At 66.1% G+C, this 13,930-nt stretch carries 11 protein-coding genes and 2 tRNA genes; 6 read left to right on the forward strand and 7 right to left on the reverse strand.

Annotated elements, in window-relative coordinates; all coding sequences use genetic code 11:
• Window positions 1–39 precede the first annotated feature (39 nt).
• The 6 genes from GRI72_RS12435 to GRI72_RS12460 all read right to left on the reverse strand — a co-directional run bounded on the left by GRI72_RS12435 (window position 40) and on the right by GRI72_RS12460 (window position 6,328).
• Window positions 40–330 (reverse strand): hypothetical protein, encoded by a 291-nt coding sequence (locus GRI72_RS12435; protein ID WP_160734259.1) that lies wholly within the window; start codon window positions 328–330, stop codon window positions 40–42.
• A 71-nt stretch (window positions 331–401) separates the two neighbouring features.
• Window positions 402–1,499, reverse strand: a complete 1,098-nt coding sequence (gene lptG / locus GRI72_RS12440) for an LPS export ABC transporter permease LptG (protein WP_160734260.1) — start codon at window positions 1,497–1,499, stop codon at window positions 402–404.
• 10 nt (window positions 1,500–1,509) lie between these two features.
• Window positions 1,510–2,733, reverse strand: a complete 1,224-nt coding sequence (gene lptF, locus GRI72_RS12445) for an LPS export ABC transporter permease LptF (protein WP_160734373.1) — start codon at window positions 2,731–2,733, stop codon at window positions 1,510–1,512.
• Window positions 2,734–2,834: 101 nt separating this feature from the next.
• On the reverse strand, window positions 2,835–3,221 hold the full coding sequence (clpS, locus tag GRI72_RS12450) for an ATP-dependent Clp protease adapter ClpS (protein ID WP_237487173.1): 387 nt from the start codon (window positions 3,219–3,221) through the stop codon (window positions 2,835–2,837).
• 208 nt (window positions 3,222–3,429) lie between these two features.
• Window positions 3,430–4,227, reverse strand: a complete 798-nt coding sequence (locus GRI72_RS12455; protein WP_160734261.1) for a phasin family protein — start codon at window positions 4,225–4,227, stop codon at window positions 3,430–3,432.
• Window positions 4,228–4,420: 193 nt separating this feature from the next.
• Window positions 4,421–6,328, reverse strand: coding sequence for a PHA/PHB synthase family protein (locus tag GRI72_RS12460; RefSeq protein ID WP_237487162.1), 1,908 nt, complete (start codon window positions 6,326–6,328; stop codon window positions 4,421–4,423).
• A 157-nt stretch (window positions 6,329–6,485) separates the two neighbouring features.
• On the opposite strand from GRI72_RS12460, the gene GRI72_RS12465 reads away from it, so the two are divergent.
• From GRI72_RS12465 to GRI72_RS12475, 3 genes are all read left to right on the forward strand, one after another.
• A complete protein-coding gene (locus GRI72_RS12465) occupies window positions 6,486–7,691 on the forward strand; it encodes an LL-diaminopimelate aminotransferase (protein WP_160734263.1) in 1,206 nt (401 codons plus the stop codon).
• A gap of 279 nt (window positions 7,692–7,970) precedes the next feature.
• Window positions 7,971–8,375 carry a winged helix-turn-helix domain-containing protein gene (locus GRI72_RS12470; RefSeq protein WP_160734264.1) on the forward strand — a complete coding sequence of 135 codons (405 nt, stop codon included), beginning with the start codon at window positions 7,971–7,973 and terminating at the stop codon, window positions 8,373–8,375.
• A gap of 3 nt (window positions 8,376–8,378) precedes the next feature.
• Complete coding sequence (locus GRI72_RS12475) at window positions 8,379–9,185, forward strand: crotonase/enoyl-CoA hydratase family protein (RefSeq protein ID WP_160734265.1); 807 nt, start codon at window positions 8,379–8,381, stop codon at window positions 9,183–9,185.
• A gap of 9 nt (window positions 9,186–9,194) precedes the next feature.
• On the opposite strand, the gene GRI72_RS12480 is transcribed toward GRI72_RS12475, so the two are convergent.
• Window positions 9,195–9,974 (reverse strand): acyl-CoA thioesterase, encoded by a 780-nt coding sequence (locus GRI72_RS12480; RefSeq protein WP_160734266.1) that lies wholly within the window; start codon window positions 9,972–9,974, stop codon window positions 9,195–9,197.
• A gap of 227 nt (window positions 9,975–10,201) precedes the next feature.
• On the opposite strand from GRI72_RS12480, the gene GRI72_RS12485 reads away from it, so the two are divergent.
• The 3 genes from GRI72_RS12485 to GRI72_RS12495 all read left to right on the forward strand — a co-directional run bounded on the left by GRI72_RS12485 (window position 10,202) and on the right by GRI72_RS12495 (window position 13,733).
• Window positions 10,202–10,275: transfer RNA gene (locus GRI72_RS12485), tRNA-Cys, on the forward strand.
• Between the two features lie 60 nt (window positions 10,276–10,335).
• Window positions 10,336–10,411, forward strand: a tRNA-Thr gene (locus GRI72_RS12490).
• Window positions 10,412–10,652: 241 nt separating this feature from the next.
• Window positions 10,653–13,733 carry a TonB-dependent receptor domain-containing protein gene (locus tag GRI72_RS12495; protein WP_160734267.1) on the forward strand — a complete coding sequence of 1,027 codons (3,081 nt, stop codon included), beginning with the start codon at window positions 10,653–10,655 and terminating at the stop codon, window positions 13,731–13,733.
• The last annotated feature ends 197 nt before the right edge of the window (window positions 13,734–13,930 follow it).

A 13,930-nucleotide genomic window follows, 5' to 3' on the forward strand; every position in this document is an offset into this window, starting at 1 on the left:
GGGCGGCGCCGCCGGAGCGGTGCCGCGGGCCGGTGCGGATCAGTCGGTTTCGACCGTCAGCGAGGGATCGCCGTCGACGTCCGCGCGCACGCGGGTGTTCTCGTCGCCGAGGTCCGCCTCGAGCCCGTTCTCGTCGACCGTCATCCGGTCGCCGGTCATGTCAGGGTCGCCGACCGGCTCCTGCGTGATGATCGTGGTTTCCTCCGGCGCAGGGGCCACGGTCTCGTCCACCACGGTCTCGTCTTCGGCCGGGGTGGGGGCATTGGCTTCGCTACAGGCGCCGAGCGCGAGCGCTCCGGCGGCCAGCGCGGGCAAGGCAAGTGCCTTCATGTCGAATTCTCCTGCATAGGGCATGATGGGCCCTAGACTCGCAAACGCGCTACAGGTTCCGGGGCCGCCGGTTATTCCTCGGTCCGGACGAGCACGGTCTCGCCCACCAGCAGGAACAGGAAGAACGGCGCCCAGGCGGCCAGGAAGGGCGGGTATCCGCCGAAACTGCCCATCGCCAGGGCGGCGTTGTCGATCACGAAATAGGCAAAGCCGAGCGCCATCGCGATGATCGCGCGCAGGAACAGCTGGCCCGACCGCGCGAGCCCGAAGGCGGCGATCGCGCCGAGCAGCGGCATCAGGAAGGCCGACAGCGGGCCGGAGAACTTGTGCCACCACCTGGCGCGCAGCTCGTCGGTCTGGCGGCCGGCTTCCTCGTAGGCGGCGATCGAGCGGTAGAGCTCGACCACGCCCAGAGCATCGGGATCGACGCTTTCGAGCGCGATCTGCGTCGGGGTGAGCCCGGGGGCGACGACCATGCTGTCGAGCTGCGCGGTATCGGCCGCCGCGACATCGAACCGCTCGACCTGTTCCAGCCGCCAGCCCGGCCCGGCGTAGCGGGCCCCCTGGGCGCGCGCCTGTTCGACCAGCGCGCCGTTGTCGCCCCGCCGGTACCAGGTAACCCCGCGCATCCGGATGTGCTCGCCTTCGCCCCATAGCGAAGCGGCGGTGAGCACGTCGTTCCCGTCGGTGAAATAGGCGTTCGCGCGCACGCCCGACTCCTCGGGCACGGTGCCGAAATCGTTGGCTTCCCAGGCCTTGAGCGTCGCCGTGGCGCGCGTCACGACCGTTTCGTTGAAGGCGAAGGAGATCGCCGAGACGCCGGCCGCCGTCAGCAGGAGCGGGGCCAGGACCTGGTGCGCGGAAAGCCCGGCGGCCTTCATCGCGATCACCTCGCTGTTCTGGTTCAGCGTGACCAGCGCGATGATCGTCGCCAGCAGGACCGAATAGGGCAGGAAACGCGCCGCCAGCTGGGGCACGCGCAAGGTAACGTAAGTCCACAGTTCGCCCTGGCCGTTGCCCGGCGCGGCGAGGATTTCGCCGCTCGTGCTGAGCAGGTCGAGCATCATCAGCACCAGCACGAGAACGGCCAGCATGGCGACGATCCGCACGATGAACAGCTTCGCGAGATAGAGCGTCAGCGTGCGCGAGGGGAAGAAATCGAACTGCATCGCCGGGGCCCTATTCCGCCGGGGCCAGTTCGCCGGCGCGGGCCGGGCGCCGCCGGCCGAACAGCTTGCGCAGGCGGCCCGCCAGCTTGGCGAAGGCGGTTTCGAGCGCGCCGATCGGCTGCCCGCCGGGCACGTAGGCGACCTTGTAGTACATCCACACGATCAGCGCGGCGAAGAGGACGAAGGGAACCCAGAGCGCGAGGACCGGATCGAACCGGCCGAGCGCGGCGATATCCTCCCCGTACTGGTTCACCTTGTGATAGGCGACGACCATCACGATCGAGACGAAGACGCCCAGCGCGCTGGTCGATCGCTTGGGCGGGATCGCCAGCGCCACGGCCAGCAGCGGCATCAGGGCCATCATCACCACCTCGACCATACGGAAGTTGAAGCTGGCCTGGCTCGCGTCGCGTTTCGCCTGGGTCGTGCTCTCGCTCCACCCGATCCGCAGCAGTTCGGGCAGGATATATTCGCGCTCCGCATCGCCGCGGGCGCGGAATTCCTCCACCGCGGGAAGATCGATCGGCAGGTCGTGGCGCGTGAAGCTGAGGACGCGCGGCGTCTGCTCGCCGGTGTCCTGCACGATCGTGCCGTCGGTCAGCCGCAGGATGATCGTGTCGGGGCTGTCGCTGGTGGCGAGGAAGGCGCCCTCGGCCGCCGAGATCGACAGGACCTGTCCCTTGTCGTCGGCGACCCGCGCGAAGATCCCCCGCAGCCGGCGCCCGTCGTCCTCGCTCGAATCGATCCGCAGGGCCATGCGGTCGGCCAGGGTCGTGAACTCGCCCACCTTGATCGAGGCGCCGAGCGCGCCCGAGCGCAGTTCGTATTCCAGCTGCTCGTAGTAATAGCGGCTGACCGGCTGGACGTAGAAGACCAGCGCCACGTTCACCGCCATCAGCACGGCGGTGATGATATAGGGCACGCGCAGCAGCCGGCCATAGCTGAGGCCGACGGCGCGCATCACGTCGAGCTCGCTCGACGTCGCGAGCTTGCGGAAGGCGAGCAGGATGCCGAGCAGCAGGCCGAGCGGGATCGCCAGGCTCGCATATTCGGGGATCAGCGCGCCGAGCATCTTGAACACCACGCCGACCGGGCCGCCTTCGACGGCGACGAAATCGAACAGGCGCAGCATCTTGTCGAGCAGCAGCAGCGAGGCCGCGATCGCGAAAACCCCCAGCATCGGCAGGATCACCAGCCGGAAGATATATCGGTCGAGGGATGGGATCGATTTCAGCAAGGGCTTCGGCTCAGCGTCGGTTCGCCGCTGCCCTAGCGCGAAACTGCCCGCCGGTCATGCCCCAACCGCCCGACCGGCGGCCGCGCCGCGGTGGCGGATCAGGCCTTTTCCAGCGTGCACTGCAGCGGGTGCTGGTTCTGGCGCGCGAAATCCATCACCTGGTTCACCTTGGTCTCGGCGATTTCATAGGGAAAGATCCCGCAGACGCCGACGCCCCGCTGGTGGACGTGCAGCATGACGCGGGTCGCCTGCTCCAGGTCCATGCGGAAGAACCGCTTCAGGCACATGACGACGAATTCCATCGGGGTGTAATCGTCGTTGAGCATCAGCACCTTGTACTGGCTGGGCTTCTTGGGGCTGGTGCGGGTCCGCGTCGCGATCCCGACCTGCCCTTCGCCGTCACCGTCGCCGGCATCCGAATCGCCGGGGCCCGCGCCGAGGGGGCGCAGGGGCAGGGGGTGCAGGATTTCGCGGTCGATCGGCATCAGGCAGTGAATATCGTATCGCATTCGGCATTCGCAAGTGGCGCGCACGCAGGCAGGGGAGCGATTGTGGGGCGCGGCGGTTGCCGGGCGATTAACGTGTAGCGCCCCCGGCGCCAAGCGAAACGGGCCGGCCCAGCGGTGGAGCTGGCCGGCCCGTGTCGTGTCCGGCGCCCGCTCGCGCCGGGCGCGAGAGGACGCGTCCCGGCGATCAGGCCGCGGGGCGGGCCTTTTCCATCGCCAGGCTGACCCGGCTGGAAAGCGGCGCGGCGACGTCGCCGGCCAGCTTGACCCAGGCTTCGGTCGCCTTGGAGAACTGCGCCACTGCGGCGTCGAAATTGCGGCTGGCGATCTGGCCCTGGAGCTGGACGAAATCGGTCGGCGACTTGACCGCGGCGAATTCCTTCGCGTCGCCGGTCATCGTTTCGACCGCGGCCTTGCTGTCTTCCATCGTCGCCTTGGCGATCTCCTGCAGGCCGGCGGCGAAGATCTTGCCCGATTCGACCATCGCGTCGAGGTTGCCCTTCGAAAACTCGCGCGCTTCCACGGCGTATTCGGCGCTCTTCTCGTAAGCGGTCTGCGCGCGGGCCTGCAGTTCGGCGAGGCCTTCCTTCATCTGGGCGGCGTAATCGGTGCTGGTCTGGGTCTTGGCCATGTCGGTTTCCTTCGTTCGGGGGCGGGCGGGGGCCTTTGTCGCGAACTTGCGGGCGGCGGCCTTGCCGGCGTTCTTCTTGGGGGCGGCAGTCCTGGCGGCGGTTTTGGCCCGCGGGGCTGCCTTCTTCTTCTTCGCGCCGCCGTTCTTCGATCTGGCGGGTTTCGGCTGGACGGGGGCGGATCTCCCGGCCCCGGCCATCGCTTCGGCGGTATCGGTCTTCATCGCGGTCGTGCTCTTGTCTCCGGCCGGCGGGGCGGACTCGCCTTCCGGTCTTGCATCGGCCTTGCGCGCCGCGGCTTCGGCATAAGCTTTCGCGGCTGCGGCATCGCTGCTGGCTTCATCGCGTGTCGCCATGACGATCCTTCCTCTGCCTGCGGGCCCTCTGCCTGCGGGCCCTCTGCCTGCGGGCATTGTGCCCGGCCAATGCGTCGGTAATGTTGCAGTGCACAAAATAGGCGGATGCGCGCCGAAGTCAAGAATATTTTGTGCAGTGCACAATAAGCGCGCAGGTCCCTTCCGGACCAGCCACGGTGAAGGCGGATTGGCCTCAGCGCATCCGCACGTAGCGGCCCGGCGCGTCCTCGATCGTCCTGTCCCCGCGCCCGCCCGGCTTGCGCTTGCCGGTCGCCGGCACCTGCGCGTCGCCGTGCCCCTTCAGCCAGTCCAGCCAGTGCGGCCACCACGATCCGGGATGCTCGGTCGCGCCTTCGATGAAGGCGTCGAGCGAGGACGCCCGGCTGTCGCCGGTCCAGTACTGGTACTTGTTCGCGGCCGGCGGGTTCACGACCCCGGCGATATGCCCGCTGCCGGCGAGGACGAAAGTCGTCTCGCCGCGGAAGTGGCGGGTCGCGCGCCAGACGCTTTCGGCGGGCGCGATGTGATCCTCGCGCCCGGCCTGGATGAAGGCGGGCACGGCGATGCGGGTCAGGTCGATCGGGGTCCCGTCGGCCGCGAGGGCATCGGGGATCACCAGCTTGTTGTCGCGGTAGAGGTCGCGCAGGTAATCGCCGTGCCAGCGCGCGGGCAGGTTCGTCACGTCGCCGTTCCAGTGCAGCAGGTCGAAGGCCGGGTAATCCTCCCCCAGGAGGTAGTTGTTGACGACGTAGTTCCAGATCAGGTCGCGGCCGCGCAGGGCGTTGAACGTGGCGGCCATGTAGCGCCCGTCGAGATAGCCTTCGGGAGCGAGGCGGCCGATGATCTCCAGCTGGCCGCCGTCGATGAAGCCGCGCAGTTCGCCCGCTTTCTCGAAATCGACCTGGGCGGTGAAGAACGTCGCGCTGGCGACCTTGTCCGCCTGCCCCCGGCGGGCAAGGATCGCGAGAGTCGCGGCCAGCGTCGTGCCGGCGACGCAATAGCCGATCGCGTGCACCGCCGACACCTCCAGCCGCGCGCGAACGTGGTCGATCGCCTCGGCCTGGGCGCGGATGTAATCGTCCCAGGCCACGTCCTTCATCGTCGCGTCGGCCGACTTCCAGCTCACCACGAACACGGTCAGCCCCTGGTCCACGGCCCACTTGATGAAGCTCTTCTTCGGCGAGAGGTCGAGGATGTAGAAACGGTTGATCCACGGCGGGAAGATCACCAGCGGCACGGCGAGCACGTCCTTCGTCGCCGGGTCGTACTGGATCAGCTGGTAGAGCGGGGTCTCGTGGACCACCTTTCCCGGGGTCGCGGCGATGTTCTCGCCCAGGGTGAAGGCCGCCGGGTCGGTGTGGGTCAGCTGGCCCCGGCGCAAGTCGGCGATCAGGTGGCCCATCCCCTTGACGAGGTTCCGGCCCGATGTCTCGACGGTGCGCTTCAGCACCACCGGGTTGGTGGCGACGAAATTGTCCGGGCTCATCGCGTCGAGCAGGGCGCGGGTCGCGAAAGCGAGCTGCTCGCGGCGCTCGGCCGGTACACCCTCGACCTCGTTCGCCGCGGAGACGAGGTAGTCGGCCAGCATCAGGTACGTCTGGTGCAGCAGGGCGAAAGCGGGATGTTCGCGCCAGGCCGGGTCGGCGAAGCGCCGATCGGTGCGCGGCAGCGCGGTTTCGGGCGGCCCGTCGCCGCCCTCCGCCGTCTCGCCCAGCATGGCCCCGGCCATCGCGCGCCACAGCGCCAGGCCGTCGTCCATCATCCGTTCGATCGCGGCCGGATCGGCCTGAGGCGGAACGGGCCACTGCCCGGCCATCTGCATCCAGGCGGCGGGATCGAGCGGGTTGGCCGGGTCGGGCCGTCCCGAAAGCCGTTCCTCGACGAAATCGAGCCACATCGCGCGCAGCTCCTGCGCGGTCCGGCCCCACTGCGCGATCGCGTCCCGGTCCTCGGGTTCGCCGTCGCTGTCGCCGTCGTCGTCGTCGGCGGCGGCGGATCCTGCCCCGGCGCTGCTCGGCCCGGCGAAAGCGGCCATGGCGGCGCGCATCACCTCCCCCTGCATCCGCAGGGCGGCGGCGAAGGGATCGTGCGTATCGGGCATCGGGGCGCTCCGTCGAAGTCGCGGTTGCGGCCACGATAGCCAAAAGCGCATTTCACCGCGACCGCTATTCGGTTAGGGTTTTGGCATCAGCCCGGCTGAACGGCACCCGCGTGCCGCCCCGCAATCGAGAAACGCCCCGCAATCGAGAAAGAGGTCGATGGATACCGAATTCTACCGCATGAAGCGCCTGCCGCCTTACGTGATCGCCGAAGTCAACGCGATGCGGCACGCGGCGCGGCGCGCGGGACGGGACATCATCGACCTGGGCATGGGCAATCCCGACCAGCCGCCGCCCGCCCACGTGATCGAGAAGCTGTGCGAAGTCGCGGCCAAGCCCGATGCCCACGGCTATTCGCAGTCCAAGGGCATCCCCGGCCTGCGCCGCGCCCAGGCGAACTATTACGGCCGGCGCTTCGGCGTCGATCTCGACCCGGAGACCGAAGTGGTCGTGACGATGGGATCGAAGGAAGGGCTGGCCAGCCTCGCCACCGCGATCACCGCGCCGGGCGACGTCGTGCTGGCGCCGAACCCGAGTTACCCGATCCACACCTTCGGTTTCATCATCGCCGGGGCCACGATCCGGTCGGTGCCGACAACCCCGGACGAGCACTATTTCCGCAGCCTCGAGAAGGCGATGTATTTCACCGTCCCGCGGCCCAGCGTCCTCGTGGTCAACTACCCCTCCAACCCCACGGCCGAAGTGGTGGACCTCGCCTTCTACGAGCGGCTCGTCGCCTGGGCGAAGGAGAACAAGGTCTGGATCCTGTCCGACCTCGCCTATTCGGAGCTCTATTTCGACGGCAACCCGACCCCCTCGATCATGCAGGTGAAAGGGGCGAAGGACGTCGCGGTCGAATTCACCTCGATGTCGAAGACATATTCGATGGCCGGCTGGCGGATGGGCTTCGCGGTCGGCAACCGCGATCTGATCGCGGCGATGAGCCGGGTGAAATCCTATCTCGACTACGGCGCCTTCACCCCGATCCAGGCCGCCGCCTGCGCCGCGCTCAACGGCCCGCAGGACATCGTCGAAAGCAATCGCGAGCTTTACCACAAGCGGCGCGACGTAATGGTGGAGGCGTTCGGCCGCGCCGGGTGGGATATCCCGGCCCCGCGCGCCTCGATGTTCGCCTGGGCCCCGCTGCCGCCGGCCCTGAAGGACATGGGCAGCCTGGAGTTTTCCAAGCAGTTGCTGACCCATGCCGACGTCGCCGTCGCGCCCGGGGTCGGTTATGGCGAGGAGGGCGAAGGGTACGTGCGGATCGCGATGGTCGAGAACGAGCAACGCCTGCGCCAGGCCGCGCGCAACGTGAAACGCTATTTCTCCTCGCTCGGCATCAATGCCGCCGCCGGCACCGGCTGAGCCGCAACGCCGCGAAGGCCCTCCGACCGGCGCGAAGGGTTGAAATCGGACCTACCTTGCGTTGACCGCACGCAGGCGCGCTTCCTAGCCCCTTGCCCGAGAGGCAAGGGAATAGCCGGGGTCGCTGGGGGAACGCATGGCTTCGCGAAGGTTCATGAAACCGGGTTCGACGATCGGCGGGCGGACGCCGCCGGGCTGGCTGGCTGGCCGGCGAAGGCCTGAACTGCGGGAAACCGGCTGGCGGCCCGCTCGCTCGCGGGCAGCCCGGGGCCGCGCCTGATGTGGCGTGCGGAAGACGCGCCGGCGGGGGAATTGCCCCGCGCGATGCAGGTGGGGCCGGTCACGCTCGACCTGTTCCATCGCGACGCCCATGTCGCCGGGCGCTGGTTGCGGCTGCACCCGCGCGAGTTCGCGGTTCTCTGGCACCTCGCCGAACGGCCGGGTCGCCCGGTGCCGCGCGCGCACCTGCTGCGCCACGTCTGGCGGCTGGACTTCGATCCCCAGACCAACCGAGTCGCGGTGGCGGTGTGCCGGATCCGCGCCCGCCTGCGCGCGGTCGGGGTCGAGGGGCTGATCGCGACCGTTCCGGGGGGCGGCTATCTGCTGCGCCGCCCGCACGAAGCGCTGGACAGCCCCGCGCCCATGCGCGACGATGCCGGCAACGAAATGGCGGCAGGTGGATGACGAATGGATTTTGCGGCGAACGAACGCGTCTCGATCGAACTGGGTGACGACGGCGTGGCCCAGGTGCGGCTGATCCGTGCCGACAAGATGAACGCGCTCGACCCCGAGATGTTCGCCCGGATCATCGAGGCGGGGCAGGCGCTCCACGATATGAAGGGCCTGCGCGCCGTCGTCCTTTCGGGGGAGGGGCGGGCCTTCTGCGCCGGGCTGGACCTGTCGAATTTCGGCAAGCTGCCCGATCCCGATGCCCCGCCGCTCTCGGCGCGGACCCACGGCAATGCCAACCTGTTCCAGCAGGTCTCCGTCCAGTGGCGCAAGCTGCCGGTCCCGGTGATCGCCGCCGTTCACGGGGTGTGCTTCGGCGGGGGCCTGCAGATCGCCAGCGGGGCGGATATCCGCGTGGTCGCGCCCGATACGCGCATGGCGATCATGGAAATGAAGTGGGGCCTCGTGCCCGACATGGGCGGTTTCGCGCTCTGGCGCGGGCTGGTCCGCGACGATCACTTGCGCGAGCTGGTCTATACCAACCGCGAGTTCAGCGGCGAGGAAGCGCTCGCGCTCGGCCTCGCCACCCATTGCGATGCCGACCCGGTGGCGCGCGCGACCGCCATCGCCGGGGAGATCGCCAATCGCAGCCCGCACGCGATCCGTGCGGCCAAGCGTCTCTTCGCCGCCATGGCCGACCGTCCGACGGACGAAATCCTGGTCGAGGAAAGCATCGAGCAGCACAAGGTCATGCGCACCCCCAACCAGGTGGAGGCGGTGATGGCCGGGATGGAAAAGCGCGCCCCGAACTTCGCCGACGTCTGAACCGGGGCGTCAGCCGAAGATCGCGGCCGCCTGCATCGCGTCGAGCACCTGGCGTCCCTCGGCATTCCACAGCCGCAACCGTTCGGAGGAATAGCCGTCGTCGGCGTGCTGGCTGGCATTTTCCGACAGCCACCAACCGTCGCGCGTCGTGGGCGCCGTGTCGAGCAGGTTGAACGACCAGTTGATCGAACTGACCGGGCCCTGCCGCTGCATCGCGCGCATCGCGCCGGGCGGCAGGACATCGCCCATCAGGATCAGTTCGGACACAGGGTCCAGCACGTCGCGCTGCGTCAGGCGGGCCCAGCGGCGCACGACGGGCGCGCCCGGGCCGCGTTCGTCCTGCGCGCGGCGCAGTTCGAAATTGTTGCGGATGAAGGCCGGCCCCGAATCGACCATGACCGGCTCGGCCGCTTCCGGATCGCCGGGCCAGTTCGCCGGCGTGGCGGCAGGGTGGACGGCATTGGGCTCGCGCGCGGTGCCGAACACCCACAGCGCGGTCAGCGCGCACTGGCCGCCGGTCCAGATCTCGCTGCGGACTTGCGCCACGTTGCGGCCCTGGCGCACGATCTCGCGCCGCAGCTCGATCTCGCCGCCCACCGGTGCGACGAAGCCGATCTGCGCCGCGCGCAGGGGCGGCAGGTCGGGAAAGGCGCGGACCGCGGCGGTATAGGCGACCAGCCCCAGCGCCCCGCCATAGAGCGTGCGGCCCTGCATCCAGGCCTCCGCCTGCGAAAGGTTGGCAGGGCCGCCGGCAGCGGGGACGGGATCGATCAGGCTGGATATGCTCATGCCCGGCAGCTTTACGTAATCGTCAGGCAGGGTCCAGACTGACGTAACGGAAAGGGCGCGGCAGGTCCCGTCGGGGCATCCGGGGCGGGGCGGTTCGCGTGCCCGAGCGGGGCGGCGGACGCGATTTGGGGGCCCGCGTGCCTCGATTGCACCTAACCGATTGCCTTGGCGCGGCCGAGCCGCTAGGGGGCCGCTTCCCCTTGCGTTCCGCCGATGCAAGGGGACGAGGCCCGATGGCGGAGTGGTTACGCAGAGGACTGCAAATCCTTGCACGCCGGTTCGATTCCGGCTCGGGCCTCCACTCTTCGCGAAGCAAGGCATTGCGGGCCGCCCGCGGTGCCGATAAAGGCCCGCGATCAGTGCCGCTTTAGCTCAGTTGGTAGAGCACATCATTCGTAATGATGGGGTCACGTGTTCGAGTCACGTAAGCGGCACCATTCCTCCTCTTCTTGACCGGTGAATCGATCGCGTCGCTGCGCGCGTGTCGGTACGCGCCTTCGCGGCGATTCGCATGGCCGGACCTGCGCGACCGGCGGGCCCCGCGCGGGGCAAAAGCCTCGGAAGCGGAGCATTCGCACGCCATACATTGACATCAATGTCAGTTAGATTACACAAGGCGCGGGAAGAACGACGACGAATCCGGCCAGACGGTTCGCGATCGACAAGGGAGAGGACATCATGCGGATTGCCCGTAGTTGCTTTTGCGCCTGCAGTACTTTGGCTCTGATCGCGGGGGGCGCATCGGCCGCCCACGCGCAGGAGGAACCGGCGGGCTCGCCAGCCTCCGCCTCCGCGCCGACGGCCGAAGCCGGCGAAACGACCGGCCCGGTCATCATCGTCACCGCGCAGAAGCGGGTCGAGCGGCTGATCGACGTGCCGATCGCCATTACCGCGCTCTCGAACGAGGCGCTCGACGACTACAAGATCGAAGGCGGATCGGAACTGCTGCGCGCGGTGCCCAACGTCAACTTCTCGAAAAGCAATTTCAGCATGTACAACTTCTCGATCCGCGGGATCGGGACCAAGGCGATTTCGGCTTCGACCGACCCCGCCGTGGCGGTCAGCTTCAATAACACTGCGCTGATCCGTAACCGGCTGTTCGAATCCGAATTCTTCGACATGGAACGGATCGAGGTGCTGCGCGGCCCCCAGGGCACGCTCTACGGCCGCAACGCAACGGCGGGCGTCGTCAACATGATCCCGGCAGTTCCGGAGTTTTCGGAATTCAGCGGGCGGATCAAGGGCGAACTGGGCAGCTATGATACCCGGCGTCTCAGCGGGCATGTGAACGTACCGCTGGGCGATAGTCTGGCCGTACGCGGAGCGGCCATGATGACGAAGCGCGACGGGTACGATTTCAACACTTTCACTGGCAAGCGGGTGAATGGGCGCGACTTGTGGTCAACCCGCCTCTCGATCGGGTTCGAACCGAGCGACAACTTCCGCCTCAACGCGATCTGGCAGCATTTCGAGGAAGACGATGACCGCTCGCGCACCGGCAAGCAGCTGTGCGCGCGCGATCCGGGGCCGGCCGAGATCGGCGGGGTCGCGACGGACTCGGGTATGCAGGGGAACGTCAGCCGGGGGCGCCTGAGCCAGGGCTGCCTGCCAGTTTCGCTTTATGATGACAGATCGTATGGCGCTCCGAACGGTAACTCTTTCGTATTCATCACCGTTCCGCAAGAGGTGATGGCGCAGGGGATCGATGGGCGGGTGTTCCCGTTGGTGCAGTCGGTACCATTCCTCCTTCCCGGCGATCCCTATGCCGGCATCACGCAATCGCGAGATCTGCGCGAGGTTTCCGCCGCCATCGATCCGATATTCCGCGCCAACAACGATATTTTCCAGCTCAACATGGAACTGGACCTGACCGAGGGACTGACGTTCTATTCGCAGACGACTTATGCGGAAGACAGCTACTATTCATCGCAGGATTACAGCCGCTACGTTTCTGCGCCAGTGTTCAATGACATTGGCGACAATCTGACCGACATATTTGGAAATCCGGTTCCCGATGGCTGGGACCCTTATCAGGACGGACAATTCTGCGATCCCCAACTCGGTTGTTCTGACCGGATTTTGTCGCGCGATCTCAGTCATTCGGAAAATAAGCAGTGGTCGCAGGAATTTCGTCTGCAATCCGATTTTTCGGGGACGGTGAATTTCAGCTTGGGCGCAAACTATTTGAATTTTGAATCTCAAGACAATTATTATGTATTCAATAATTTATTCACATTGATTGCTCAATATCACTATAACCGCGGCAATGGTTATACTTTGGATCCGTGCGAACTCGGATTTGAAGGGTATGAATGCGTCTATATTGATCCCAATCCGCTGGAGAGTGTTAACAATCAGGGGCACAATTACTTCCTCAGCCAGAACGGGGTTGAGATCGAATCCTGGGCTGCGTTTGGCGAATTGTACTGGGACATCAACGATCGGCTGAAGTTGACGGCCGGCTTGCGCTATACGCGTGACGAGAAATTGTCCGACCAGATCCCCAGCCAGACATTGCTCGGCGGTGGACAGGAGAGCCCCTATCCCGGCGACAGTTCCGGGGGACGTGTGAACAGCGGATATCCTGCGCTGCCGGATATTGAACAAAGCTGGAGCGAATTCACGGGGCGCCTGGCGCTGGACTGGAAGCCCGATCTGTCCTTTACCGACGATACGCTGGTCTACGCCCTGGCTTCCCGCGGGTACAAGGGCGGGGGGACCAATCCGCCGCGGGTCGATTTCAACCCCGACGTGGTGCAGTATCAGCCGCTGCCGCAGACGTTCGAACCCGAATACCTGAACGCTTTCGAAGTCGGGATGAAGAACAGCTTCGCCAACGGGCGTTTCACGCTCAACGCGGCAGCGTTCTATTACGATTATACCGATTACCAGGTTTCGCAGATCGTCGATCGCATCGCCTACAACGAAAACTTCGATGCCTCCAGCATGGGCCTCGAATTCGAAGCGGCGTGGAGCCCCTCGCGGGCGTTCCGTCTGAACGCCACGCTCGGCTATCTTAAAACGCGCATTGCCGACGGCGAGCGGTCGATCGACGTCACCAATCGCACCCAGGGGAATGAAGATTGGGTCGTGCTGCGCCCGTGGTTGCAGGTGCCATCGAACTGCATAGCGCCCCGGGAATTTGTCGAGAGGATCTATCAGCATCCTTTTCATCAGTTCGGATTTACACCGCAAGCTTTGATGGTGCTGTGCCCGGGGTCGAACCGGGTCGGCTCCTTCAATCCCGATGCACCTCAGGGTACGCTGAATTATTCTGCCTTCTATGGTTTCACCTATGACCCGTTCGCACCTTACAATCCGGACACGGTCGGCCTGAACATCGCTGACGGCGGCAGCGGGGCACCCAACGGTGGCCGGGGTTTCTACGCCGACCTCTCAGGCAACGAACTGCCCAATGCGCCGAACATGACCTTCAATATCGGCGCGCAGTATACGTTCTTCATCGAGGATGGGGACTGGGAACTGACGTTCCGCGGGGACTATTACCGCCAGTCGGAAAGCTTCGCCCGCGTCTACAACACCGAATACGACCGGCTGAAGGGGTGGGACAACGTGAACGCCGCGATCACCCTGTCCCGTCCGGATGATCACTTCACCATGCAGCTTTACGTCAAGAACCTGTTCGACAATGCCCCGATCACGGACTTCTTCACCAACAGCGATGATCTGGGCCTGACCACGAATGTCTTCACGCTCGACCCGCGCATCATCGGATTCAGCGCGACAGTGGGCTTTTGATCGCGGCGCTGGCGAAGACTGGTGCGACATGGTCAAGGCGAAAGGTCCGTAAGCGGTGTAAATAATAATTTATCCGACTTTCAGCGACTTAGCAAAAAGAGGCCCAGCGGCGATTTGCCATTATAAACATTGATGTTAACGTAAGTTCGCTCGGTTCCTAATCGACCGAGTCGCCGGGAACGGTGTTCAACGGGAAC

It is taken from the genome of Pelagerythrobacter marinus, assembly GCF_009827515.1.
Classification (GTDB): domain Bacteria; phylum Pseudomonadota; class Alphaproteobacteria; order Sphingomonadales; family Sphingomonadaceae; genus Pelagerythrobacter; species Pelagerythrobacter marinus.